This is a genomic window from Kitasatospora sp. NPDC049258, from assembly GCF_040678895.1.
In the GTDB taxonomy this organism is placed as follows: domain Bacteria; phylum Actinomycetota; class Actinomycetes; order Streptomycetales; family Streptomycetaceae; genus Kitasatospora.
Map to the genome: position 1 here is coordinate 43296 of NZ_JBFAQT010000006.1, position 23234 is coordinate 66529.

The following is a 23234-nucleotide window of genomic DNA, read 5'->3' on the forward strand; positions in this document are numbered from 1 at the left end:
CTCACTTGAGGGTGTGCTGGGGGGAGGCGAGGATGGTCCGCGCGACGGCGGTGATCGACCCGTTGAACGAGGCGTCCACGTGGTCGCCCTCCGCGACGCCCGCGATCCTCAGGACGGCGGCACGGTCCCCCGTACGAAGCCGGCCGAACACCAGCCTTTCGGCCAGCGCGTCCAGGTAGGCGCCGGCAGTCGCCGGAGGCTGCCCGGCCAGTAGCTCCTCGGGCTTGGTGCAGCGGAACTCCTTGCGCGCGCCGGCGAGGACCTCGCCGGCCTCGTTCCACTGCGAGACCATCGCCCCCGGGGACGTCCAGGCGACGAAGACCCGGGGGTATCCGTTGGGCGTCGGCTGGCCCATCGGCCACTGGCCGAACTCGCGCATCGTCTCGTAGAGTCCGGTCAGCCCCGGCTTGAGGTCGGCCTGGGAGCCGGGTTGCACATCGAGGATCCGGTACGTGGCGACGAGTTGCTCCATCGGGCGGCGTACCTTCTGCCCCACGGACGCCCAGAACTCCGACGAACTGAGCAGCGCCAGGAGCACCGGGATGACCTGGCCCTTGTTCTTCAGGTAGGTGTCGGCGAGGCGGTCGACCAGTGACTTCGGCGGCACGTCGGAGACGAATTGGAGGCACAGCTGCGTCGCGACGCGCAGCGCGGTGGAGGGGTGCATGGCCAGGTGGCGCAGATAGGCGTCGCCGGCCTCGAGCCCGCCCGCGGCGCTGGCGTTGGGGTGCTTGAAGCCCATGATCTCCACCGCGCCCACGTAGTGCACGCGTTCGTTGTAGAAGAATTCCTGGCCCCGGATCTGCCTCCCGGTCTGCAGCAGTGCCGCCTGCCGCACGTCCGCCTCGGTGTAGCCACCGTCCACGCCGACCGTGAAGAGCTCCAGGTTCTCGCGCGCCAGGTTCTCGTTGACGGCGTCCTTGCCCGACTGGTCCTGGCTCAGGTAGGCCAGCAACGCCGGGTGCCGGTTGGCGGCGAGGAACATGTCCGGGTAGTTGTCCAGGGCGTACTTACGGATGACGTCGGTGTCGAACGAGGCTCGGGTGGCCACGATTCCCGGGTGCGGGTCGGCGACGTGCAGGAGGTCGTTCCAGAAGTCGACCATCACCTCGAACATCTGACGGTCCGACCACAGCTGTTTGGCCGTGGTGGCGAGGATCGCCTCGAGGTCGGGAAGCTCTCCGGTCTTGCGGTCCTCCCTGGTGATCACCAGCTCACCGGGCGCCTTTCCGCGCGTCGGCATGCTCTCCGCCATGCGCTCACCCTGGGTGAGCGGGATGCTGTTCGGCGCCAGCTGACGGCTGATCCAGCGGTCGATCCCCGCTGCCCGGATCTCCGCGACGAGGGCCGGGGTCGGCCCCATGGTGAACCGTCGGGCGAGGTGCAGCACCGGGTCGTCGGCGAGGACCGTCGTGGTGCCCGCCTTGGAAGCTGTGGCCGCGGCTCCCGGGCCGGAGTAGGTCTTCCCGGGGACGGGACTGCTGGGGCGCAGCTGCTGGCCGGCCCGGGAGCCCATCAGACTCGCATCGCGGTCGGCGTACGTCCTCGCCAGGGCCGGCTGGTTACCGGCAGGGCGCGACGAACCGCCCATCGCCTGCCCGCCCCCGGCGGCCGGCGCCCCGGGGCCGGCCATCGCCGATTCCGCCGCGGGGCCGGTTCCGGGCTGATCGACCGACAGGACCGGCACGATGCGCGGGGGTTCACCGCGACCCAGCACCAGGGCACCGGGGTCGGGGGTGCCCCTGCGGAAGGCCAGTCCCACACCGGCGAAGCCCACCCCGGCCAGAGCCGCGAACAGTCCACGCCGGCTCCACCTGCTGCCCGGCCCGCGACGGTGGGTGGACTTTCGCTTGCCCGGCGGGGTTCCGCTCCGCCGGCGCCTGCCGTCCTCCTCGGGATGGTCGGGCGACCGGCCGCTGACAGGTGATCGGGTCATCCGGCATGCTCTCCTCTTCGTGAGCGGGAGCCCGCTGGGCGGGCCTGTGTGGCGTTTGAGCTCCGCAGTGGATAGAGACGTCCGGTCCGAACCACTCCCGCAGCTTTACCGGTTCGTTACCTGGAACTCCCCTCCGGGACGCCCGGTCGCCCCCTGCTCGTTACCGGTGACGGCTCCTTCTGCCCACCGGTCACGGCGTTCTCGGCCGAGGCTGCGGCGACACGCGGTCAACCTCAGGTGGTCGGCGCGGAGCACGGCGACAGCGGAGCCACCGGGGTCACCGCCCACCGGCACCGGATCGTGGAGCGGTTCGCCCGCGGCGGCGCCCCCACGCCACACGGTTGGCAAGTCATGGACAAGCCCCGGCAAAGGCTGCGGGCCCGGCCTTGCCGCGCCTGCCGGGCCGTCAGTAGCGTCATGGCCATACAGCCGAGCAACTGCCCTGCGGGGCAAGCGTTTTGGCGCGCTCAGTTACCTGTCAGGTTCCCGACAGGCGGCTGATCACCCCCACTCCCGTACAGCGCATCGGACCGGCTCCGGCCACCAGCCGCGGCCGGCCGGCACATGCCGAGATCCGTCAGCACGGGCCCGAGCCCGTACCGGCGCACACCCCTGCCGGCACCGGCCGCGCCCTCACCCCACGGAGGGTCGACTCTTGCGCTCCCACTCCCCCAGCGGCCTGCACCTGCCCAGGCTCCGCAGACTCCTCGTCGGGCTACCGGCCCTGGCCCTGGCGGCCACCGGCCTGCTCGCCGTGGCCGCCCCGAGCGCCACCGCCACCGACACCGGTGCGCAGTCCTCCGTCGGCACCAGGCGGGTCTGCGCGGCCCCCAGCCCCGGCGAGATGGCCTGCCTGGCGCTCGCCCGCACCGACCTCGTCCAGCAGCACACGCTGGCACCCGACGCCACGCCGTCCGGCTACGGTCCCACCGATCTCACCTCGGCCTACAACCTGCCCGCCGCGGCCGGCGCGGGCGCCACGGTGGCCATCGTCGACTCCAACGACGACCCCAAGGCCGAGAGCGACCTGGCGGCCTACCGCTCCCAGTACGGGCTGCCCGCCTGCACCACCGCCAACGGCTGCTTCAGGAAGGTCGACCAGCGCGGTGGGACCTCCTACCCGACCGCCGACAGCGGCTGGGCCGGCGAGATCTCGCTCGACGTCGACATGGTCAGCGCCGTCTGCCCCAACTGCCACATCCTGCTGGTGGAGGCGGACAGCGCGACCATGGAGAACCTGGGCGCGGCCGTGAACACCGCGGTCAGCCTGGGCGCCAAGTACGTCTCCAACAGCTACGGCGGCGGCGAGGACGCCTCCGACACCTCCTACGACACCTCGTACTTCAACCACCCCGGCGTCGCCATCACCGTCTCCTCCGGCGACTCCGGCTACGGCGCGGAGTACCCGGCCTCCTCCAAGTACGTCACCGCCGTCGGCGGCACCAGCCTCAGCCGCACCTCCAACGCCCGCGGCTGGAGCGAGAAGGTCTGGGGCACCAGCTCCGGCGGTGACGGCGCCGGCTCCGGCTGCTCCGGCTACGACGCCAAGCCGACCTGGCAGACCGACAGCGGCTGCGCCAAGCGGACCGTCGCCGACGTCTCGGCCGTCGCCGACCCGGCCACCGGCGTCGCCGTCTACCAGACCTACGGCGGCAGCGGCTGGAACGTCTACGGCGGCACCAGCGCCTCCGCCCCGATCATCGCGGCCGTCTACGCGCTGGCCGGCACCCCCGGCGCCGGCAGCAACCCCGCCTCCTACCCGTACGCGCACACCTCCTCGCTCTACGACGTGACCGGCGGCGCCAACGGCAGCTGCTCGCCGTCCTACCTCTGCACCGCCGCCGCCGGGTACGACGGCCCGACCGGACTCGGCACCCCCAACGGCACCGCCGCCTTCACCTCCGGCACCACCTCCGGCAACACGGTGACCGTCAGCAACCCGGGCAACCAGACCACCGCGCAGGGCGGTTCGGCCTCGCTCCAGATCCACGCGACGGACTCCGCCACCGGCCAGACCCTCTCGTACGCGGCGAGCGGTTTGCCCGCCGGCCTGTCCGTCAACTCCGCCACCGGGCTGATCAGCGGCACGGCCACCACCCCTGGCAGCTACACCGCCACCGTCACCGCCACCGACACCACCGGCGCCGCCGGATCCACCGGCTTCACCTGGACGGTCACCGGCACCGGCGGCGGCTGCACCCAGGCCCAGCTGCTCGGCAACGCGGGCTTCGAGACCGGTGGCGCCGCACCCTGGACCGCCAGCTCCGGCGTCGTCGACAACAGCGCCTCCCAGGCCGCCCACTCCGGCAGCTGGAAGTCCTGGCTGGACGGCTACGGCTCCACCCACACCGATTCGCTCGCCCAGTCGGTGACCGTGCCGCAGGGCTGCCACGCCACCCTCAGCTTCTACCTGCACATCGACACCGCCGAGACCACCGCCTCCACGGCCTACGACAAGCTGACCGTCCAGGCGGGCTCCACCACCCTGGCCACCTTCAGCAACCTCAACATGGCGAACGGCTACGTGCTGCGCAGCTACGACCTCTCCGCCTTCGCCGGGCAGAGCGTGACGATCAAGTTCACCGGCACCGAGGACAGCTCCCTGCAGACCAGCTTCGTGATCGACGACACCGCGCTCAACGTCTCCTGACACCACCCCGACGGGGGCCGCAGCCAGGCGCTGCGGCCCCCTGCGCGTGCGGCGTCAGCCGGCCAGTTCCGCGCGGACCTCGTGCGCCGCGGCCACCAGGTTCTCCAGCGAGGCGCGGGTCTCGCTCCAACCGCGGGTCTTCAGGCCGCAGTCGGGGTTGACCCACAACCGCTCGGCCGGGATGGCCGCCAGGCCGGCCCGCAGCAGCGCGGCGGCCTCCTCGGCGCTCGGCACCCGGGGCGAGTGGATGTCGTAGACCCCCGGACCGACCTCGCGCGGGTAGCCCGCCCCGGCCAGCTCGTGGGCCACCTCCATGTGCGAGCGGGCCGCCTCCAGCGAGATCACGTCGGCGTCGAGCTCCTCGATCGCGGTCATGACCGCGCCGAACTCGGCGTAGCACATGTGGGTGTGGATCTGGGTGTCCGCACGCACCCCCGAGGTGGTCAGCCGGAACGCCTCGGTGGCCCACTCCAGGTACGCCGGACGGTCGGCGGCCCGCAGCGGGAGCGTCTCGCGCAGCGCGGGCTCGTCCACCTGGATGACGGCGGCGCCGGCGGCCTCCAGGTCGTCCACCTCCGCGCGCAGGGCGAGGGCGACCTGCCGGGCGGTGTCGCCGAGCGGCTGGTCGTCGCGGACGAAGGACCAGGCCAGCATGGTGACCGGGCCGGTGAGCATGCCCTTGACCGGTCGGTCCGTCAGGTCCTGCGCGTAGCGGTACCAGTCGACCGTCATCGGGTGCGGGCGGGAGATGTCGCCGGCCAGCACCGGCGGACGAACGTAGCGGGTGCCGTAGGACTGCACCCACCCCTGCTGGGTGGCCAGGTAGCCCACCAGCTGCTCGGCGAAGTACTGGACCATGTCGTTGCGTTCGGGCTCGCCGTGCACCAGGACGTCGATCCCGGCCTTCTCCTGGTAGGCGATCACCTCCCGGACCTCGGCCCGGATCCGCTCCCGGTAGCCGGCGCCGTCGATCCGGCCGGCGCGCAGATCGGCGCGTGCCACCCGCAGCTCGGCGGTCTGCGGGAAGGAGCCGATCGTCGTGGTCGGCAGCAGCGGCAGGCCGAGGCGGGCGCGCTGGGCCTCGGAGCGCTCGGGGTAGGCCTGGGCGCGGCGGGCGTCCGCGTCGGTGGTGGCGGCGGCCTTGGCCCGGACGGCCGGGTCGTGGGTGAGCGCGGAGGCCGCCCGGGAGGCCAGGTCGGCCCGGTTGGCGGCGAGTTCGGCGGTGATCGTACGGGTGCCCTCGCGCAGGCCGCGGGCGAGGGTGGTGATCTCCGCGGTCTTCTGCCGGGCGAAGGCGAGCCAGCGGGCCACCTGCGGGTCGAGGTCACGCTCGGCGGTGGCGTCCAGCGGGACGTGCAGCAGCGAGCAGGAGGGGGCGACGTCCACCCGGTCGGCCAGGCCGAGCAGGGTGGCCAGGGTGGTGAGCGACTTCTCCAGGTCGTTGATCCAGATGTTGCGACCGTCCACCACACCGGCGACCAGCCGCTTGCCGGGCAGGCCGCCGACGGCGGCGAGGTCGGCCAGGTTGGCCGCGCCGGGGCCGGTGAAGTCCAGGCCGACCCCTTCGATCGGGGCCTTGGCCAGCACCTTCAGCGCCTCGCCGGCCCGGTCGAAGTAGGTCGTGACCAGCAGCTGCGGCCGGTCGGTGAGCGCGCCGAGGTCGCGGAAGGCCCGCGCGGCGGCGTTCAGCTCGGCCGGGGTGCGGTCCTGGACCAGGGCGGGCTCGTCCAGTTGGGCCCACTCGGCGCCGGCCGCGCGCAGGTCCGCGAGCAGCTCGGCGTAGACGGGCAGCAGCCGGTCCAGCAGGGTGAGCGGCTGGAAGTCGGCGGCCGTGCCGGGTGCGGGCTTGGCCAGCAGCAGGTACGTCAGCGGGCCGACCAGCACCGGGCAGGCCCGGTGACCGAGCAGGAGCGCCTCGCGCAGTTCGGTGACCGCCTTGGCGGAGTTGGCGGCGAAGACCGTGTCCGGCCCCAACTCCGGCACCAGGTAGTGGTAGTTGGTGTCGAACCACTTGGTCATCTCCAGCGGCGCGACGTCCTGGGTGCCGCGGGCCATGGCGAAGTAGCCGTCCAGCGGGTCGGCCTCGACCGCGGCGCGGTGGCGCGGCGGGATCGCCCCGACGGCGACCGTGGTGTCCAGCACGTGGTCGTACAGCGAGAAGTCGCCGGTGGGCACCTCGGCGACGCCGGCCTCGGCCAGCTGCCGCCAGGTGCCGCGGCGCAGCTCGGCGGCGACCGCCCGCAGCGACCCGGCGTCGACGCGGCCGGCCCAGTATCCCTCGATCGCCTTCTTCAGCTCCCGGTCCTGGCCCTGCCTCGGGTAGCCGTACACGGTGGCCTGCGGGGTGGTGGAACTCGATGACACGGAACTCTCCTTCGCGAGTCGCGTTGCGATCACGGCGGCACGCGCGAAGGGGACGGCAGTGCGGGCGCGGCACATCGAGGGTGCCCGCCGGCTCCGCCGACCTTCCCCCAGCCTTCGGCCGGGCGGTACCCCCACCGCGAGGTCGCCGAGATCACCGCTGCGGTCGCACACGGGCAGCGGCAGGTCTTCGGACTCGCGGGCGCGCCGGGCCTGTCGGTCTCTCCGGCACCTACTGGCCGTCGCTTCCCAGGCCCCCGTTGGGGCCCAGTGCACGTGACGGCGGTCGTTCCCACTCACCGCTGCGGGGCAGTCCCGGATTCACACCGGGTTCCCTCTTACGACGCACCTGCCTGGCGGGCAGGGCGAACCGACTGCGAGGCACAGCCTAGGCCCATCGAGGCGATCCCGGCCGGATTTGCCCGGATGGCGGATGGTGGCGCGGACACGTTACGGCGCCGGCCGGTCCGCCGGGTCCGGGTGGACCGGGTACGGGGCGAAGGTGCTGGTGTGCTCGTCGACCGCCAGCGGGCGGCCGATGGCGGGGGCGGCGCGCTGGGGGCAGGCGGGGCGTTCGCAGACCTTGCAGCCCAGGCCGATCGGGGTGGCCGCCGCCTGGTCCGCCAGGTCGAGCCCGGCCGAGTACACCAGCCGTGCGGCGTGCCGCAGTTCGCAGCCGAGGCCGATGGCGAAGGTCTTGCCCGGCTTGCCCCAGCCGCCGGGCGAGCGGGTCACCGCGCGGGCGGTCCACAGGTAGCGGCGCCCGTCGGGCATGGCGGCGATCTGGACGTGCACCCGGCCGGGGGCCGCGAAGGCCTCGTAGACGTTCCAGAGCGGGCAGGTGCCGCCGGTACGGGAGAAGTGGAAGTCGGTGGCGGACTGGCGTTTGGAGACGTTGCCGGCCCGGTCGACCCGGACGAAGGAGAACGGCACCCCGCGCAGCCGGGGCCGCTGGAGGGTGCTGAGCCGGTGGCAGACCGTCTCGTAGCCGACCCCGAAGTGGTCGGCGAGGTGCTCGATGTCGTAGCGCGCGGCCTCCGCCTCGGCGTGGAAGGCGGGGTACGGCAGCACGAGGGCGGCGGCGAAGTAGTTCGCCAGGCCGATCCGGGTGAGCGACCAGGCGGCGGAGCCCTCGGGGCTGTCCTGCGCGGCGAGTTCGCCGAGCAGGGCGTCGTGCTCCAGGTAGGCCAGCTGGGTGGCCATCCGGAAGGCCTGCTGGCCCGGGCGCAGCCGGCCGGACAGCCGCAGCACCCGGGAGCGCGGGTCGTACTCGTGCAGCCGCTCTCCGCCGGTGGCCAGCCGGACGCCGTGGCCGGACGCCAGCCGCTCGGCCAGCACCGTCCGCACCTCGCCCCGCCGCAGCCCGATCGAGACCGCCAACTCCTCTGCTGCCAGATCGAGTTGATGCATGTAGTTCCGGCGGCGGTAGAAGAACTCGCGGACCTGCTCGTGCGGGGTGCGGGCGGTGTCGATCGCCGGCCCGCGGTCGCCGGCGAGCACGGCGAGCTGCTCGGCGACGGCCCGGCGGCTGCGGCCCAGGTCCATCAGCACCCGGGCCACGGCGGGCAGCCGGGTGGCGAGCTCGTCCAGGTCGCCGGGGGTGACCCGGCCGGCGGCGAGCTCCTCGCCGAGCGAGTCGCGCAGGTCGGCGGTGAGCCGGGCGGTGTCCGGTGGGGCGAAGTAGCCGGCGTCGACGCCGAAGGCCTCGGTCAGCCGCAGCAGGACGGGCACGGTCAGCGGGCGGGCGTCGTGCTCCAGCTGGTTGAGGTAGCTGGGCGAGAGTTCGAGCAGCCGGGCCAGCGCCGCCTGGCTGAGCCCGCGGTCCTCGCGCAGCCGGCGCAGCCGTGCGCCGGCGAAGGTCCGTCCCATCGAGCCGTCTCCGTTCCTCGCCGACCGTTCGGGTGCGCCGCAGCATAGCCGGGCGCAGCGCCCGGAGCCTTCGCAGGCTTCGCAGATTCGCAGGATCCGCTTCGCAGAAGTTGGCAGCCGTCCACCGGTGACGGCCCGCCCCGGGACTGCCAGAGTCGGTGCTGCGGCCGGCAGGCGCACCACGAACGGCCCCCGCTGCCAGGCGTTTTCCGCCCCGGCGGCAGGGGCTGCGGGCGACAACGTCCCGGCAGCGCCGCTGCCTGCCCGGCGCCCCCGGCCGCACTTTCACCGAGCGAAGTGATCGGCCTCACGTCCTTCGCAACGAGCATCCTCGGGAGCAGACCATGACGCAGTCGGTCCGGCAGCAGCAGGAGCAGCAGGCGGCGCAGCTGGCCGCCCGGTGGGCGTCCGACCCCCGGTGGGCGGGCATCGAGCGCAGCTACACCGCCGCCGACGTGGTGCGGCTGTCCGGCACGGTGCGCGAGGAGCACACCCTGGCCCGGCGCGGCGCCGAGCGGCTCTGGCGGCAGCTGCACGAGCAGGACCACATCCACGCGTTGGGCGCGCTGACCGGCGGCCAGGCGGTGCAGATGGTGAAGGCCGGCCTCCAGGCGATCTACCTCTCGGGCTGGCAGGTGGCCGCCGACGCCAACCAGGCCGGGCAGACCTACCCGGACCAGAGCCTCTACCCGGCCAACTCGGTGCCCCAGGTGGTCCGCCGGATCAACAACGCGCTGCTGCGCGCCGATGAGATCGACGCGGCCGAGGGCAACGACGGGCCCGACTGGCTGGTGCCGATCGTCGCCGACGCGGAGGCCGGCTTCGGCGGCCCGCTGAACGCCTTCGAGCTCACCAAGGGCATGATCGCGGCCGGCGCGGCGGGCATCCACTACGAGGACCAGCTCGCCTCCGAGAAGAAGTGCGGCCACCTCGGCGGCAAGGTGCTGGTGCCCACCGCCCAGCACGTGCGCACGCTGAACGCGGCCCGGCTGGCGGCCGACATCGCGGACGTGCCGACGCTGATCGTGGCCCGCACCGACGCGCTGGCCGCCAACCTGCTGACCACCGACGTGGACGAGCGCGACGCCCGGTTCTGCACCGGCGAGCGCACCGCCGAGGGCTTCTACCGGGTCGAGCCGGGCATGGCGCCGGTGATCTCCCGCGGGCTGGCCTTCGCCCCGTACGCCGATCTGCTCTGGGTCGAGACCGGCACGCCGGACCTGGCGCAGGCCCGGGAGTTCGCCGAGGCCGTCAAGGCCGAGTACCCGGACAGGATGCTCGCCTACAACTGCTCGCCCTCGTTCAACTGGAAGGCGGCCCTGGACGACGACCAGATCGCCAAGTTCCAGCGGGAGTTGGGCGCGATGGGCTACCGCTTCCAGTTCATCACGCTGGCCGGCTTCCACGCGCTGAACCACTCGATGTTCCAGCTGGCGCGCGGCTACGCCGAGAGCGGCATGACGGCCTACGTCGACCTCCAGGAGGCCGAGTTCGCGGCCGTGCCGGAGGGCTACACCGCCGTCAAGCACCAGCGCGAGGTCGGCACCGGCTACTTCGACCGGATCTCCACCGCGCTCAACCCGAACGCCGAGACGCTCGCCCTGACCGGCTCCACCGAGGCCGAGCAGTTCCACTGAGCGGGCCGGGCCGGCCGGCTCCCCCACGGCCGGCCGGCCCCTGCTGACCTTCGCCCGGGGGTCCCGTTGAGGGACGGGACCCGCAGGCCGCCACCGCCCGGGGTCGCGTCGGCAGACGCGGCCCCGGGCCCACCTTCCTGGAGAGCCGGATGACCCTGACCAGCCGTATCGAGATCCTCGGCGAGCCCGAGGAGCGGTTCGAGGAGATCCTCACCCCCGAGGCGCTGCGGTTCCTGCTCCGCCTGCACGACGCCTTCGCGGCGCGCCGCGCCGAGCTCCTCGCCGAGCGCGCCCGCCGCGCCGCCGCCCTGGTCCTGACCGGGACCCTCGACTTCCTCCCGCAGACCCGCGCCGTCCGGGAGGACCTGAGCTGGCGGGTCGCGCCGACCGCGCCGGGCCTGGCCGACCGCCGGGTGGAGATCACCGGGCCGCCCGAGCGGCGGATGGCCGTGAACGCGCTCAACTCCGGCGCGCAGGTCTGGCTCGCCGACTTCGAGGACGCCACCGCCCCCACCTGGCACAACCTGGTCTCCGGCCAGCTCAACCTGCTGGACGCGATCGAGCGCCGGATCGACGACACCACCCCGGAGGGCAAGCGCTACCGGATCGGCGACACCCCCGCCACCATCGTGGTCCGCCCGCGCGGCTGGCACCTGGACGAGGCCCACCTGCTGATCGACGGCCGCCCGGCCGTCGGCGCCCTGGTCGACTTCGGCCTGTACCTCTTCCACTGCGGGCAGCGCCAGATCGACCGCGGCAGCGGCCCGTACTTCTACCTCCCCAAGCTGGAGAACCACCTCGAAGCCCGCCTGTGGAACGAGATCTTCACCTTCGCCCAGGCGCAGCTCGGCATCCCGCACGGCACCGTCCGGGCCACCGTGCTGATCGAGACCATCACCGCCGCGTTCGAGATGGACGAGATCCTCTACGAGCTGCGCGAGCACGCGGCGGGTCTGAACGCCGGGCGCTGGGACTACCTGTTCAGCCTGATCAAGAACTTCGCCGGCCAGGGCCCCCGCTTCGTGCTGCCCGACCGCGCCACCGTCACCATGACCCAGCCGTTCCTGCGCGCCTACACCGACCTGCTGGTGCGCACCTGCCACCGCCGCGGCGCGCACGCCATCGGCGGGATGGCCGCCGCCGTCCCGAGCAAGGACCCGGCGGCCGACGAGGCCGCCCTCGCCAAGGTCCGCCTCGACAAGGAGCGCGAGGCCGGCGACGGCTTCGACGGCTCCTGGGTCGCCCACCCCGGCCTGGTCGCCACCTGCCGGCAGGTCTTCGACGGCGTGCTGGGCGAGCGGCCGCACCAGCTCGACCAGGGCCGCGAGGACGTCGAGGTCACCGCCGCCGACCTGCTCGCCGTGCAGCGGATGTCGGTCGGCCTGCCGACGGGTGAGGGCGTGCGCTCCAACGTGGCGGTGGCCCTGCGCTACCTGACCGCCTGGCTCGGCGGCGCCGGGGCGGTCGCGGTCTTCGGCCTGATGGAGGACGTCGCCACCGCGGAGATCGCCCGCTGCCAGCTCTGGCAGTGGCAGCACCACTGCTCGCGGCTGACCGGCGGCTCCCTCGTCACCCCGGGCCTGGTGCGGCGGCTGATCGACACCGAACGGGCCGCCCTGCTCGCCGAAGGCGCCGACCCGGGCCTGGTCGACGACGCGGTGCGAATCCTCGCGGAGACCGCGCTCGGTGCGGACCTGCCCGCCTTCCTCACCACCGAGGCCTACGCCCGCCACCTGGTCCGCATCCGCACCGCGGCCTGAACCGCACCGGCAAGGGAGACAGCGCCATGAACGAGATCCGCAGGGTGGCCGTGGTCGGCGCCGGACAGATGGGCTCCGGCATCGCCGAGGTCTTCGCCCGCGCCGGCCTGGACACCGTCGTCTGCGAGCACGGGCCCCACGCCCTGCGCGCCGCCCGGGCCCGGATCGACCGCTCGCTGCACCACGCGGTCGAGCGCGGCCGGTTGAGCCCGGCCGGACGCGAGGACGCCTGGGCGCACCTGCTGTTCGCCGACGACCTGGAGGCGCTGGCCGACCGTCAGCTGGTGGTCGAGGCCGTGGTGGAGGACGAGCGGGTGAAGAGCGAGGTGCTCGCCGCCCTGGACGAGGTGCTGGCCGACGAGCGGGCCGTGCTCGCCACCAACACCTCCGCCATCCCGGTCACCCGGCTCGGCATCGCCACCTCGCGCGCCTCGCACGTGCTCGGCCTGCACTTCTTCAACCCGGCGCCGGTGATGCCGCTGGTGGAGGTGGTGTCCTCGCTGCACACCGACCCGACCGTGCTCAACCGGGTCGACAGCTTCGTCCGGGACACCCTCGGCAAGCACGTCGTCCGCTCCCGCGACCGGGCCGGCTTCGTGGTCAACGCCCTGCTGGTGCCCTACCTGCTGGCCGCGATCAGGATGGCCGAGGCCGGGCACGCCACCGCCGCCGACATCGACGACGGCATGGTGCACGGCTGCGCCCACCCGATGGGCCCGCTCCAACTGGCCGACCTGATCGGCCTGGACACCGTGCAGGCGATCGCGGAGGCCCTGTACGAGGAGTACAAGGAGCCGCTCTACGCGCCCCCGCCGCTGCTGTCCCGGATGGTCGAGGCCGGTCTGCTCGGCCGTAAGACCGGGCGCGGCTTCCACTCCCACCGGGCCGGCTGACCAGGTCCGTCCCCGTACCCGCCGGCGCCCCGGCCCACGAAGGTGATCGTTCGGATGGTCACCAGCGTTCCTCCGATGCGGTGATGGCGGCGGGACCGAGCTCGTCGGCGCCGAGCGGTGCGAAGGAGCGGTGCGCGTCCTGGTCGGTCACGCCCTGCAGGGTCGGCGGCGACCAGCCCGGGGCGCGGTCCTTGTCGATCACCTGCGCCCGTACGCCCTCGACGTGAACCGCCTCGACCCGATGCGGCGGCGGTTTCGCCGAAGGGCGGGTCCGCCGGCAAGTCCGGACCGCCACCGCAGTGCTGTCGGTCCACCGGATCCGGCCACACCCACCTCCGTTGCGGCGCGCGGGATCCGTGGTAACTTGCTTTGCATGGTAGATGGCTATGCAAGCATCCCTGGCGACGCCGACGGCCGTGTGGCGAGCCAGCTCCGCAAGGGGGTGCTGGAGTACTGCGTTCTGGCGCTGCTGCGGGACGGCCCCCGCTACGGCGTCGAGCTCCTGGCGGAGCTCGCCAAGGTCGAGGTGATGGCGACCAGCCAGGGCACGATCTACCCCTTGCTGTCGCGGCTCCGGCGGACCGGGCTCGCCGACACCTTCCTGCGCGACTCCGAGAGCGGACCACCGCGCAGGTACTACACGCTGACCGACACCGGCCGCAGCGCACTGGAGGAGTTCACCGCGAACTGGCCCTCCTTCCGCGCCGCCGTCGACCACTTCCTGACCCCTGGAGAGAGCACGTGAACGACACCCTCACCCACCCCCTCGTGCGGGCCTACCTGTCCGCCGTCGAGGAGCGCGGCGCGGCCCTGCCCGAGGACCGCCGCCGGGAGCTGCTGGCGGATCTGAGCGAGCACATCGAGGTGGCGCTGGCGGACGCAGGCGCTGCCGGCACCGTCGGCGAGGAGGCCGTGCGCGAGGTGCTCGGCCGGCTGGGGGCGCCCGGGGACATCGCCGCGGCCGCACTGGCCGAGGAGCCCGGCGGCGAGCTGCCGGCACCGGCGGCCGGCGGCCGCACCGCGGTCACCCTCGGCCTGGTCGTCGCGCCGCTGCCGCTCGCGGTGGTCCCGGCGATCGGAGGGGTGCTCTCGCTCGCCGCCACGATCGCCGCGCTGGTCCTGCTGTGGAAGTCCCCGCAGTGGGTGCGGCGGGAGAAGCGCCAGGCGACGCTGCTGGTGCTCTCACCGGTCGTCACCCTGCCGGTGCTCGCGCTGGTGTGCTCCGCGGCGCTCGGCGGCCTGAGCCCGGCGGCCCTGCTGAGCGCCCTCCCGGTGGCCCTGTGCCTCCCGGTGGCCGCGGCCGTCCGGCTCGGCCGCTCCGCCGCGCGGCTGCGCCGGGCGAGCGCGCTCTGACACTCCCGGCGCGGCAGCCCCGACCGACCGGCGGCCGGGTCAGCCGCGGCTCAGCGCCGCGTCAGGCCGCCCCGGCAGCATGGATCCAGGCCGGGGAGCAGTCGGACTCCCCGGCTCGGGAGAGGTGCCCGGAGCGGCTCATCGGGTGCCAGGCCGGCAACGGCCAGCAGGGTCCACGCGGCCCGCGCAGGTTCGAATCCTGCCCTCTCCGCCCTGTGGCCCTCCTGGGGCGTGTTTCGAAAGGGATCGTGCAGCCGATGCGACGTCTGCGCGGGTAGCTGCGGTTCGCGCGGGAGCCGTACGCCGGGTCGGCGCGGACCCTGTCCGGCCGGGTGCGCGGCCATCCCGGGCCGGGCCCGGGCACACGGATGCGACCCAGGACCACCGGAACTGTGGAGACTCGCCCCGCCAGCGGCGGAACGGCCCCTACACCGTCTCCCAGGGCCCGTGGCGCTCCGGGAGATCCCGCCACCGTATGCCCATCCGGACCCCGAACCGTATCCCGTTGATCAGCTGCCGCTCGGTGTGCACCGGCGGCCGACCGGCCTTGCTGCCCTGCGGCGACAAGGGTTCCAGCAGCGCCCACCGTGGGTCTGTCAGATCTCCCCGAGCCATGGAATGTGATCATCGCACGACCTTGATCCACTTCTGAAGCGGACCTGGCCGCGATCGCCTGCGGCACCCAGCGGGACGCCATCCTCGCCCGCGCCCTGGAGCTGGTGGACGGGACCTGCGTTCTCCGGCCAGGTCGGCTGGTGCTGCCGCAGGACTCCGCCGAACCGACCCATGGGACCGGCCCGTTACTCGCGAGCTGACGCCTGCTGGCTGTCGTAGTGCTCCTGGGCGGCGAGGAGCTCGCCTCCGTGCCGGCCGAACCACTGGATCAGTTCGGTCAGCGGCCCGGCCAGGCTGACACCGAGTTCCGTCAGGCTGTAGGTGACCTGGGGCGGGTTGGTGGGCGCGACATGGCGGCCGACGAGCCCGGCCCGGGCCAGTGCCTTGAGGTTCTGCGACAGCATCTTCTGGCTGATGCCGCCGACTCGTTGGTGCAGCTGCGCGAAGCGGTGCGGCCCGGCGATGAGGGCCGAGATGATCAGTGTCGCCCAGCGACTCGTCGTCTGGTCCATGATCGGCCTGAGCGCGCACTTGTTGTCGAAGGTGTCGTGGGCCAGGAGCCGGGTGGCGGTCGCGACCTGCTGAGTTTCCATCACAGCAGGAGCTTACAAAATAGTAGGTACTTCCCAGCAGTAACGGGCTTTCCTACGGTGACCTCGTAAGCACCGACGTTCGAGGAGCCACTGTGAGCAGCAGCAACGCACGTACGGCGATCGTCACGGGCGCATCGAAAGGCCTGGGCGCGGGGATCGCCAAGGCGCTGGCCGGGACCGGCGCGGCCGTCGTGGTGAACTACCGGGAGGATGCGAAGGGTGCCGAGCGGGTCGTCGCGGGCATCACCGCCAAGGGCGGCCGGGCGATCGCGGTCCGGGCCGACGTGGCCCGCGGCGACGAGGTGCGCCATCTGTTCGATCGGGCGCGCGAGGAGTACGGACCGGTCGACGTACTCGTGAACAACGCGGCCGTCGCCGCCTTCGCGCCGCTGTCGGGCATCACCGAGGCGGAGTTCCAGCGCGAGATGACCACCAACCTCCTGGGTACGATCCTCACCACGCAGGCCCTGGCCGCGCAGGACGACATCGGCGCCGCTTCGATCATCAACGTCTCGACGGCCGGCACACTGACCCACCCGCCGTACGCCTCGCTCTATGTCGCGTCCAAGAGCGCTGTCAACGCGTTCACCATCGTTGCGGCCAAGGAGCTGGGCCCGCGCGGCATCCGGGTCAACGCGATCATGCCCGGACCGTCGGACACGGAGGGCACCAGGGCCATGGGATTCCCCGGCTCGGCCCAGGAAGCGCAGGCGATCGCCGGCACCCCGCTGGGCCGAACGGGCACCCCGGACGACTACGGCCCGCTGGTGGCCTTCTTGGCTTCCGACGACGCGCGCTGGATCACCGGGGATGTCATCCTCGCTTCCGGCGGCATGCGCTGACGCCCCGTCCGTTCGGCTACCGGCTCCGCCGCCTGCCTGCGGTCGGCAGGCCCCTGCAGCCAGATCGGTGATCGTCCGCAGGAGGTGCGTGTGGTGGCCGCGGCATGGCTCGCACATCTGACGGGTGGCCCCGTTGCCCTCGCGGTACCCGCTCCAGGACGGGCGTGATCGAGCTGACCTTCCGGTCCGACGGCAACCTCGTCTTCCACACCACCAGCGGCAAGGCCACCTGTTCGCCCGCTGCATTCGGCCCCGGCATCGGGCCCGCAGCGGCATCGGGCGGGGCGGAACGCCGAAGCCCCGCCACCGGGCCGGACCGCTGTGGGGCGGGATCCGGGTCCGGTGGCGGGGCCAGCGTCGGCGGGTCAGCCGCAGTGGCTCCAGGGGCTCTCGTACGCGCTCTGGTCGAAGTCGCTGAAGAAGCCGCCCCACTTGACGCACTTGCCCGCGGCGTGGGCGTAGACCGGGCCGGCGTAGGACCCGTAGTAGCCGGTGTCGGACTTCTGGGAGCCGCCCTGGACGGTGAGGTCGGCCGACATGTGCACCGGGTCGCCCCCGTTCCCGCGGATGGTGACCACGCAGTTGTAGCCATTGGAGCTGTTGTAGGTCAGGTAGACCCACACGGTGCGGTTGATGAGCTGTTCGGAGTCGACGACCTTGTAGCCGGGGCCGCAGACCTCCGTCGGCGAGGCGGTGAGAGCCGAGGCCTCGGGCGCGGTCATCACGGTGGCGGCTCCGGCCATCGCGAGGGCACCAAGGACGGAGACGAGCTTCTTGCGCATGGAAAACCTCTCTTGCACCGAACATCCAGTGGTTCGACACGGTCGGAAATGCGGATCTGTCGGGCTCCGGTCGGTCCGCCGGGGGACGGGCCCGCCGGAGCCGGGAACGGGACCTCGGGGGCGTTCCCGCGGCCCGTCGAGGGGGCGGGACGCGGTGCTCAGCAGCCCCGGGTTCCGCTCGACACGGAGTACTCGTGGCCGGCCCAGTTGACGTAGCCGTAGGCGTAGACGCAGTAGTTCGCCGTGCCGGTCACGCCGACCGGTCCGGCGTTGTACGCGTACGATCCCTTGTCGATGCGCGACGAGGCGGCGACGGTGCAGCCGCCGCCCGTACCGGACGTCTGCAGGCACCGGTAGATCTCGACGCTGGTCGTCGCCGAGACGCCGTAGGACGCCCCTCGGTGGTAGAAGCAGGCGCTGTTGGTGCCGCCGTTGCTGCTGTTGTAGTAGATGACCAACTCGCCGATGGCACTGCCGTCGTGCGAGACGCTCTGGTCGTACGTGACGGTGCCGGAGCAGGAGGTGGCGGCCTGCGCGGTGGAGGACGCGAAGAGGCTGACGCCGGCGAGCAGCGCCACACTCGCGAACACTGCGAGGACTCGGCGGAGGACGTGCATACGGAACCCTGTCTGAGGCGGATCATCGGTGATCGATCGAACGTCGACCATGCTGGCGCAGCCGCGTAACGCCGCCGTATCGCACGAGGGCCCCGCACCATCGGCCGGCGCGGGGGCCTCACCGCCGTCCCCGGGAAGCGTCTGCTGCGGGCCGGCCCGACGGGGGCGGCCGCGCAGGGCTCGGACGGAGCCCGAGGCACCCGCCCGCGCGGTGAACAGGACGTGATCGCCGTGGCACCGGATACGGCCCGCTGGATGCTGGCGTTCCCGGATCCCCAGAACCCACGGGAAGCAGGACACCGTCGCCGCCCGCTCCGCCGGCTGCTCCGCCGACCCGCGGCGCACCGGCTCAGTCGATCAACACCCCCGGATTGAGCACCCCTTGGGGGTCGAGGGCGCGCTTGGCCGCCCGCAGCGCGAGGGCGAACGGTTCGGGGCGCTGGCGGTCGTAGCCGGGGCGGTGGTCCCGGCCGACGGCGTGGTGGTGGGTGACGGTGGCGCGGTGGCGGTGCAGCACCTCGGTGGCCACCGCCTTGAGCTCGTCCCAGATCGCGACCTCCGATCCCGGTCGGCCTGCGGCGAGCACCGTGAAATAGGGCGCCGCGCCGTCCGGGTAGACATGGGTGAGGCGGCAGTTGACGAACGCCGGGTGCCCGGTGGCCCGGTGCGCGGCGGCGCCCAGCTCGGTCCGTACGGCCTCGATCAGGGCGGGCAGCCGATCCCAGGTGGCGGCCGTCTCGAAGGTCTCCACCACCGCCCCCATCCGGGCCAACCCGTCGCGCAGGTAGGGCATCCGCAGGAAGGCCGCCCGCCAGGCGTCGACGGCCGCACCCGCCGGGGCGCCGCGCTCGGCGGCCGGCTCCCCGCCGCGCCCGCCGTGCTCGCGGACCAGCCCGACGGCCTGGGTCAGGCGGTCCTCGACCGGGGCGAAGGCCGATTCGAAGCCGAGCACCAGCACCGCCGAGCCGTCCTGGGCGGCGCCGGACATCGCGGCCTCCCCGGCGTCCAGCAGCCGGCAGTTGGCCGGAGCCAGGTCCGACTGGGCGACCGCCCGCACCGCGCCCAGCGCGGCGCCGAAGTCGGTGAACGCCAGCGCGGCCGAGGCCCGGTGGCGGGGCCGCTCCTGCAGTCGCATCCAGGCCTCGGTGATCACCCCGAGGCTCCCCTCCGAGCCGAGGAACAGCCGGTCGGGCGAGGGTCCGGCGCCGGAGGCAGGCAGCCGCCAGGACTCGCCCGTACCGGCCGGGGTGACCACCCGCAACGACTGGGCGAAGTCGTCGATGTGGGTGCGGACGGTGGCGTAGTGCCCGCCGGCCCGGGTGGCGAGCCAGCCGCCGAGGGTGGAGAACTCGAAGCTCTGCGGGAAGTGGCGCAGCGTCAGCCCGTGCGGCCGCAGCCGATCCTCCAGAGCCGGGCCGAGAACACCGGCCTGGATGCGCGCGGCCCGGCTCTCCCGGTCGATCTCCAGGACCTGGTCCAGGGCGCCCAGGTCGAGCGAGAGCACCGCGCGGTGCTCGTCGCCGCGGTACTCCACACCGCCCGTCACCGAGGACCCGCCGCCGTACGGCACCACGGCGACGCCGTGCTGCCCGGCCCAGTCGAGGAGGTCGGCCACGTCCTGGTCCCGGGCCGGGCGGGCCACCAGGTCGGGGAGCCGGCCGGCCTGCCCGCGCAGCGCCCGCATCACATCACGGTAGGCCTTGCCCATGGCGTGGCCGGCGCGCTGCCGCGGATCATCGGTGACCAGCTGTGCCAGCGCGCGCGGCACCCGGACGGCCGGGGCACCGATGCCGAGGTCGGCGACGCGCGGCTCGGGCAGCGGTCGGGTCAGGGTGCCGGGGAGCAGGCCGCCGAGCGCGACGCACTCGGCGTCGTCGAGCTGCGCGTCGGCCCAGCCCCAGCCCCACCAGGAGCGTGCGCGTGACGTCGGGTTCGCGGGATCGGGCATGGCGTTGCGGCTCCTCGGTCGGTCGGGAAGCTGGAACTTACCTAGCAGTAAATTACCTTAGGGTAAGATGCCGCCCGTGACCACCAGTCAGGGCAGAGCCGGCACCAAGGGCGTACCGCGGGCCCACCGCGAGCAGCAGATCCTGGCCGCCGCCACCGTCGAGTTCGGCCGCCGCGGCTACGAAGGCGCCTCCATGGCCGCCATCGCCGAGCAGGTCGGCGTGACCAAGACGCTGCTGCACCAGTACTTCGGCGCCAAGCAGGACCTCTACCTCGCCTGCCTCACCCCGGTCGGCGAGCGGCTGGTGGGCGCGCTGGGCGCGGCGATGGCGGGCAGCGGGTCGGCGCTTGACGCCCCGCTGCCGGTGCTGCGGGCGGTCTTCACCGCACTGGAAGGCGGCCGCGAGGCCTGGTTCGTGCTGTACGACACCGGCCTGCCGCCCGAGAGCGAAGCCGCCCGCGCCGCCCGGAGCTACCGCGCCGCGATCGACCGGCTCGCGGCGAGCGGCTCCGCCGAGGTCCTGCGCGCGAGCGGCCCGGCCGATCCGCTCGACGCCCTCGACCCGCTCGATGCGGACGCGCTCAAGTACGCCTGGCGCGGCCTGGTCACCGGCCTGGTGCACTGGTGGATCCGCCACCCGGAGCAGAGCCCGGACGCCATGGCGCAGCGCTGCGCCCGCCTGTTCGCCGCGGCGGGCGCCGTGTTCGGCCGGTGACGGTCGAACGTGCCTCAGGTGGCAGGGCCGTCGTACGGCGCCGCGGCCGGCCCGCCGCCCGACCCGAGGACCTCCAGCCAGCTGTGGCCCGGATGCACCCGGGCGAGGAGCGTGGCCAGAGTCCGGCGCGCGGCGTCGTCCATCAGGGGAAGCGCGCCGGCGAAGTCGTGCTGGTCCTTGGGGCGGGCCGCCTTCGCCTTGAACAGCAGCACCAACTCGGGTGCGAGGTAGGGAATCCCGTCCGGGGTGCGGCGGACGACGGCGGTGTACGGCAGGCGGATCGACGGGTCGCGCCGGCAGATCCAGGTCTCCCCGTCGTGCGGCTCGCGGAACACGTCCACCAGGTAGTCCCCGGTAGACGGGTCGCGCACCCAGGCCTGGTGGCTCAGCTCCGAGACCTCCGGCGTGAACTCCCAGATCCGGCCGGATGCCACCGCATCGAAGCCGAACCCGGTGAACCGGGCCCGGATCTCGGGGAACCGGGCGGCCGGGACGGCGATTTCGAGGTCGCCGTGCTCCCGGGTCTGCTCACCCCTGAACAGGTCGACGGCCCAGCCCCCGGCCACGCACCAGGGCGCCGAGACGCCCGCCAACCGGGCCGCCACCTCGGCGGGGGTCCAGGCGTTAGCCCACCTGGCCTCGGCCTCGGCCTCGGTGATCGCGACGCCGCCCGGGGGCAATCCTTGGCTCATCCGGCCAGACTACCGGGCAGCGCCCCGCGCCGAGGCCCCTCGGAGCGGCCGGAGTCGGGCGTGCAGCAGGCAGAACTCATTGCCTTCCGGGTCGGCCAGGACGTGCCAGCTCTCGGCGCCGGTCTGACCGATGTCGACGGGCCTGGCGCCGAGCGCGAGCAGCCGCTCCAGCTCGGCGTCCTGGTCGCGGTCGGTGGCGTTGACGTCGATGTGCAGGCGGAGCTTCCCGGGTCGCGGGCCATTGCTGGGGCTCAGCACGAGGGTGGGCTGCGGGCCGCCGAAGCCTGCGTCGGGCGGCCCGATCTCGATGCTGCTGTCGTCCTCCCGGCCGAGCTCGACATAGCCGAGGACCTCGCTCCAGAACGCGGCGAGCCGTTCGGGGTCGGCGGCGTCGATGACCAGCTCACTGATGCGGCATGCCATACCCACCAGCGTACCGAGACCCTGCCGGCCCTGCCCTCGACCCCGTCGGACGGGAGGCAGTTGCTCGGCGTATCCTGATCCGCCCGCCCCGAGCACGACGGGGATCCCCGCCTGCTCCACCAGTCGACCCTGCCGAACGGCGAGCCCCGCCCGCGAGGGCCGCTGCGCTGCGACGGAGGGCCGCGCGGCCTGCTCGACCTGGAGGGCATGCGGGCGATCAGCGTGGCGAACGCGGCCGCGACCTGGGCGGTATGGGCCCGATTCTCCGCCGAACACCCTCCGGCCGAACCCCTGTCGACGCGGGCCCGGCCGCGGAGCCGTCCGGCTAGTGCACGCAGAACTCGTTGCCCTCCGGGTCCGCCATCACCACCCACTCACCGCCCGGCTCGCTGACCTCGCGGAGCACCGAGGCGCCGAGCGCGCGGATCCGCTCCACCTCCTCCGCCCGCCCGCCCGCGGGGCCGTGCAGGTCGATGTGCAGCCGGTTCTTGGTGGTCTTCGCCTCCGCCGCCGGCACCCGGTTGAAGAGGATCCGGCGCCCCAACCCCGTACCGCTCGCCGGGTCGTACGGCTCGTCGGGGTGGCGCACCGCCGCCGCGTCCCGCCAGGCGCGCCGGTCGTGGTGGTCGATCAGGATCCCGGGCGGGATGGCGCCGAGGTCGAGCAGCCTGCCGATCAGGGCGCTGTGGTCCTCGACCTGGTACCCGAGCGCGGCGGCCCAGAAGTCGGCCTGGGCGTGCGGGTCATGGGCATCGACAACGAGCTTCCAGTGCAACGGGGCTGAGGTCATGGTCACCACTTATAGCCCCCGCCACCGACAACGACCGGCTGCGACCCGCGCGGTTCGGTCGCCGGGCGGGCGGCGGGGCGGGCTACCCTGCGTGGGGTGGCGGAGCCGCACCTGACGGAGGGATGACCATGAGCACCTTGGAGAACCGTCCGAACAGCGCCCTGCTCGTCGTGGACGTGCAGAACGGCGCGGTCGACCGGGCCGTCCGGCGCGATGCGGTCGTCGCGAACATCGGCGCCCTGGTCGAGCGGGCGCGGGTGGAAGGGGTGCCGGTCGTCTGGGTCCAGAACCACGACGAGCACCTCGTCAGGGGCAGCGACGCCTGGCGGCTGGTCCCCGAGCTGGCCCCGGCCGAGGAGGAGTCGCTCGTCGAGAAGGCCTACGGGGACTCGTTCGAGGAGACCGACCTGGAGTCCGTCCTGGCGGGGCTCGGCGTCGGTCGGTTGGTCGTCGTCGGCGCGCAGAGCGACATGTGCGTCCGCTCCACCCTGCACGGCGCGCTCGTCCGGGGCTACGACACCGTCCTGGTCGGCGACGCCCACACGACGGAGGACCTGAGCGCCTGGGGCGCGCCCCCGCCGGACCAGGTCATCGCGCACACCAACCTGTACTGGAGCCAGCAACGCGCCCCCGGACGGACCGCCGGCACCGCCACCACCGCCGACGTCCGGCTGGGCCGGACGGGCTGAGGCCGAGGCCCGTCGCGGCCGGGCCCGCTACGGCGGACGGCCGCCGATCCGGCGCCACGACCTACGATC

At 73.4% G+C, this 23234-nt stretch carries 20 protein-coding genes, 1 tRNA gene, 2 pseudogenes and 1 riboswitch; of the genes and pseudogenes, 10 read left to right on the forward strand and 13 right to left on the reverse strand.

Going from position 1 to position 23234, the window contains the following annotated elements; genetic code table 11:
- Position 1 precedes the first annotated feature (1 nt).
- A complete protein-coding gene (locus tag AB0K43_RS07530; protein WP_363636818.1) occupies positions 2–1633 on the reverse strand; it encodes a DUF1800 domain-containing protein in 1632 nt (543 codons plus the stop codon).
- 958 nt (positions 1634–2591) lie between these two features.
- Between AB0K43_RS07530 and AB0K43_RS07535 the strand changes: the two genes are divergently transcribed.
- Entirely contained in the window at positions 2592–4586 is a 1995-nt protein-coding gene (locus AB0K43_RS07535; RefSeq protein ID WP_363636820.1) for a putative Ig domain-containing protein, read from the forward strand.
- A gap of 54 nt (positions 4587–4640) precedes the next feature.
- Here AB0K43_RS07535 and metE read toward each other — a convergent pair whose 3' ends face one another.
- On the reverse strand, positions 4641–7025 hold the full coding sequence (metE, locus tag AB0K43_RS07540) for a 5-methyltetrahydropteroyltriglutamate--homocysteine S-methyltransferase (protein ID WP_363636822.1): 2385 nt from the start codon (positions 7023–7025) through the stop codon (positions 4641–4643).
- A gap of 85 nt (positions 7026–7110) precedes the next feature.
- Positions 7111–7337: riboswitch (cobalamin riboswitch) on the reverse strand.
- A 60-nt stretch (positions 7338–7397) separates the two neighbouring features.
- Positions 7398–8816: a short-chain fatty acyl-CoA regulator family protein gene (locus AB0K43_RS07545; protein WP_363636824.1), complete on the reverse strand. Its 1419-nt coding sequence runs from the start codon at positions 8814–8816 to the stop codon at positions 7398–7400.
- A gap of 344 nt (positions 8817–9160) precedes the next feature.
- On the opposite strand from AB0K43_RS07545, the gene aceA reads away from it, so the two are divergent.
- The 3 genes from aceA (at position 9161) to AB0K43_RS07560 (ending at position 13106) form a co-directional block, all read left to right on the forward strand.
- Complete coding sequence (gene aceA / locus AB0K43_RS07550; RefSeq protein ID WP_363636826.1) at positions 9161–10453, forward strand: isocitrate lyase; 1293 nt, start codon at positions 9161–9163, stop codon at positions 10451–10453.
- Positions 10454–10602: 149 nt separating this feature from the next.
- On the forward strand, positions 10603–12213 hold the full coding sequence (aceB, locus tag AB0K43_RS07555) for a malate synthase A (protein WP_363636828.1): 1611 nt from the start codon (positions 10603–10605) through the stop codon (positions 12211–12213).
- 26 nt (positions 12214–12239) lie between these two features.
- Positions 12240–13106: a 3-hydroxybutyryl-CoA dehydrogenase gene (locus AB0K43_RS07560; RefSeq protein ID WP_363636830.1), complete on the forward strand. Its 867-nt coding sequence runs from the start codon at positions 12240–12242 to the stop codon at positions 13104–13106.
- A gap of 58 nt (positions 13107–13164) precedes the next feature.
- On the opposite strand, the pseudogene AB0K43_RS07565 reads toward AB0K43_RS07560, so the two are convergent.
- Positions 13165–13329, reverse strand: a pseudogene (locus AB0K43_RS07565) (enoyl-CoA hydratase/isomerase family protein); the annotation flags it as partial.
- Positions 13330–13479: 150 nt separating this feature from the next.
- Here AB0K43_RS07565 and AB0K43_RS07570 point away from each other — a divergent pair.
- From AB0K43_RS07570 to AB0K43_RS07580, 3 genes are all read left to right on the forward strand, one after another.
- On the forward strand, positions 13480–13851 hold the full coding sequence (locus AB0K43_RS07570; protein ID WP_363636832.1) for a PadR family transcriptional regulator: 372 nt from the start codon (positions 13480–13482) through the stop codon (positions 13849–13851).
- Positions 13848–14459 carry a hypothetical protein gene (locus AB0K43_RS07575; protein ID WP_363636834.1) on the forward strand — a complete coding sequence of 204 codons (612 nt, stop codon included), beginning with the start codon at positions 13848–13850 and terminating at the stop codon, positions 14457–14459. Before AB0K43_RS07570 ends, AB0K43_RS07575 begins: the two co-directional genes overlap by 4 nt.
- 118 nt (positions 14460–14577) lie before the next feature.
- A tRNA-Cys gene (locus AB0K43_RS07580) sits at positions 14578–14670 on the forward strand.
- Between the two features lie 45 nt (positions 14671–14715).
- Here AB0K43_RS07580 and AB0K43_RS07585 read toward each other — a convergent pair.
- The 3 genes and pseudogenes from AB0K43_RS07585 to AB0K43_RS07595 all read right to left on the reverse strand — a co-directional run.
- A pseudogene (locus AB0K43_RS07585) lies at positions 14716–14864 on the reverse strand (IS5/IS1182 family transposase); the annotation flags it as partial.
- Between the two features lie 21 nt (positions 14865–14885).
- A complete protein-coding gene (locus tag AB0K43_RS07590) occupies positions 14886–15074 on the reverse strand; it encodes a transposase (protein ID WP_363636836.1) in 189 nt (62 codons plus the stop codon).
- A 185-nt stretch (positions 15075–15259) separates the two neighbouring features.
- Complete coding sequence (locus AB0K43_RS07595) at positions 15260–15667, reverse strand: helix-turn-helix domain-containing protein (protein WP_363636838.1); 408 nt, start codon at positions 15665–15667, stop codon at positions 15260–15262.
- 92 nt (positions 15668–15759) lie between these two features.
- On the opposite strand from AB0K43_RS07595, the gene AB0K43_RS07600 reads away from it, so the two are divergent.
- Positions 15760–16509 carry an SDR family oxidoreductase gene (locus tag AB0K43_RS07600; RefSeq protein ID WP_363636840.1) on the forward strand — a complete coding sequence of 250 codons (750 nt, stop codon included), beginning with the start codon at positions 15760–15762 and terminating at the stop codon, positions 16507–16509.
- Between the two features lie 365 nt (positions 16510–16874).
- Here the strand turns inward: AB0K43_RS07600 and AB0K43_RS07605 are convergent, their stop codons facing one another.
- The 3 genes from AB0K43_RS07605 to AB0K43_RS07615 all read right to left on the reverse strand — a co-directional run bounded on the left by AB0K43_RS07605 (position 16875) and on the right by AB0K43_RS07615 (position 19856).
- Complete coding sequence (locus tag AB0K43_RS07605) at positions 16875–17291, reverse strand: acetyltransferase (protein ID WP_363636842.1); 417 nt, start codon at positions 17289–17291, stop codon at positions 16875–16877.
- Between the two features lie 158 nt (positions 17292–17449).
- Positions 17450–17881 carry a hypothetical protein gene (locus tag AB0K43_RS07610; protein WP_363636844.1) on the reverse strand — a complete coding sequence of 144 codons (432 nt, stop codon included), beginning with the start codon at positions 17879–17881 and terminating at the stop codon, positions 17450–17452.
- Positions 17882–18257: 376 nt separating this feature from the next.
- Positions 18258–19856: an FAD-binding oxidoreductase gene (locus AB0K43_RS07615; protein WP_363636846.1), complete on the reverse strand. Its 1599-nt coding sequence runs from the start codon at positions 19854–19856 to the stop codon at positions 18258–18260.
- 76 nt (positions 19857–19932) lie between these two features.
- Between AB0K43_RS07615 and AB0K43_RS07620 the strand changes: the two genes are divergently transcribed.
- The gene (locus AB0K43_RS07620) at positions 19933–20571 is read left to right on the forward strand and encodes a helix-turn-helix domain-containing protein (RefSeq protein WP_363636848.1); all 639 of its coding nucleotides are present in this window, start codon (positions 19933–19935) and stop codon (positions 20569–20571) included.
- A gap of 14 nt (positions 20572–20585) precedes the next feature.
- Here AB0K43_RS07620 and AB0K43_RS07625 read toward each other — a convergent pair whose 3' ends face one another.
- The 3 genes from AB0K43_RS07625 to AB0K43_RS07635 form a co-directional block, all read right to left on the reverse strand.
- Positions 20586–21263 (reverse strand): hypothetical protein, encoded by a 678-nt coding sequence (locus tag AB0K43_RS07625; protein ID WP_363636850.1) that lies wholly within the window; start codon positions 21261–21263, stop codon positions 20586–20588.
- Between the two features lie 9 nt (positions 21264–21272).
- Positions 21273–21686: a VOC family protein gene (locus AB0K43_RS07630; RefSeq protein ID WP_363636852.1), complete on the reverse strand. Its 414-nt coding sequence runs from the start codon at positions 21684–21686 to the stop codon at positions 21273–21275.
- A gap of 325 nt (positions 21687–22011) precedes the next feature.
- Positions 22012–22476: a VOC family protein gene (locus AB0K43_RS07635; protein WP_363636854.1), complete on the reverse strand. Its 465-nt coding sequence runs from the start codon at positions 22474–22476 to the stop codon at positions 22012–22014.
- Positions 22477–22604: 128 nt separating this feature from the next.
- Between AB0K43_RS07635 and AB0K43_RS07640 the strand changes: the two genes are divergently transcribed.
- Complete coding sequence (locus AB0K43_RS07640; protein WP_363636856.1) at positions 22605–23165, forward strand: isochorismatase family protein; 561 nt, start codon at positions 22605–22607, stop codon at positions 23163–23165.
- Positions 23166–23234: the final 69 nt, after the last annotated feature.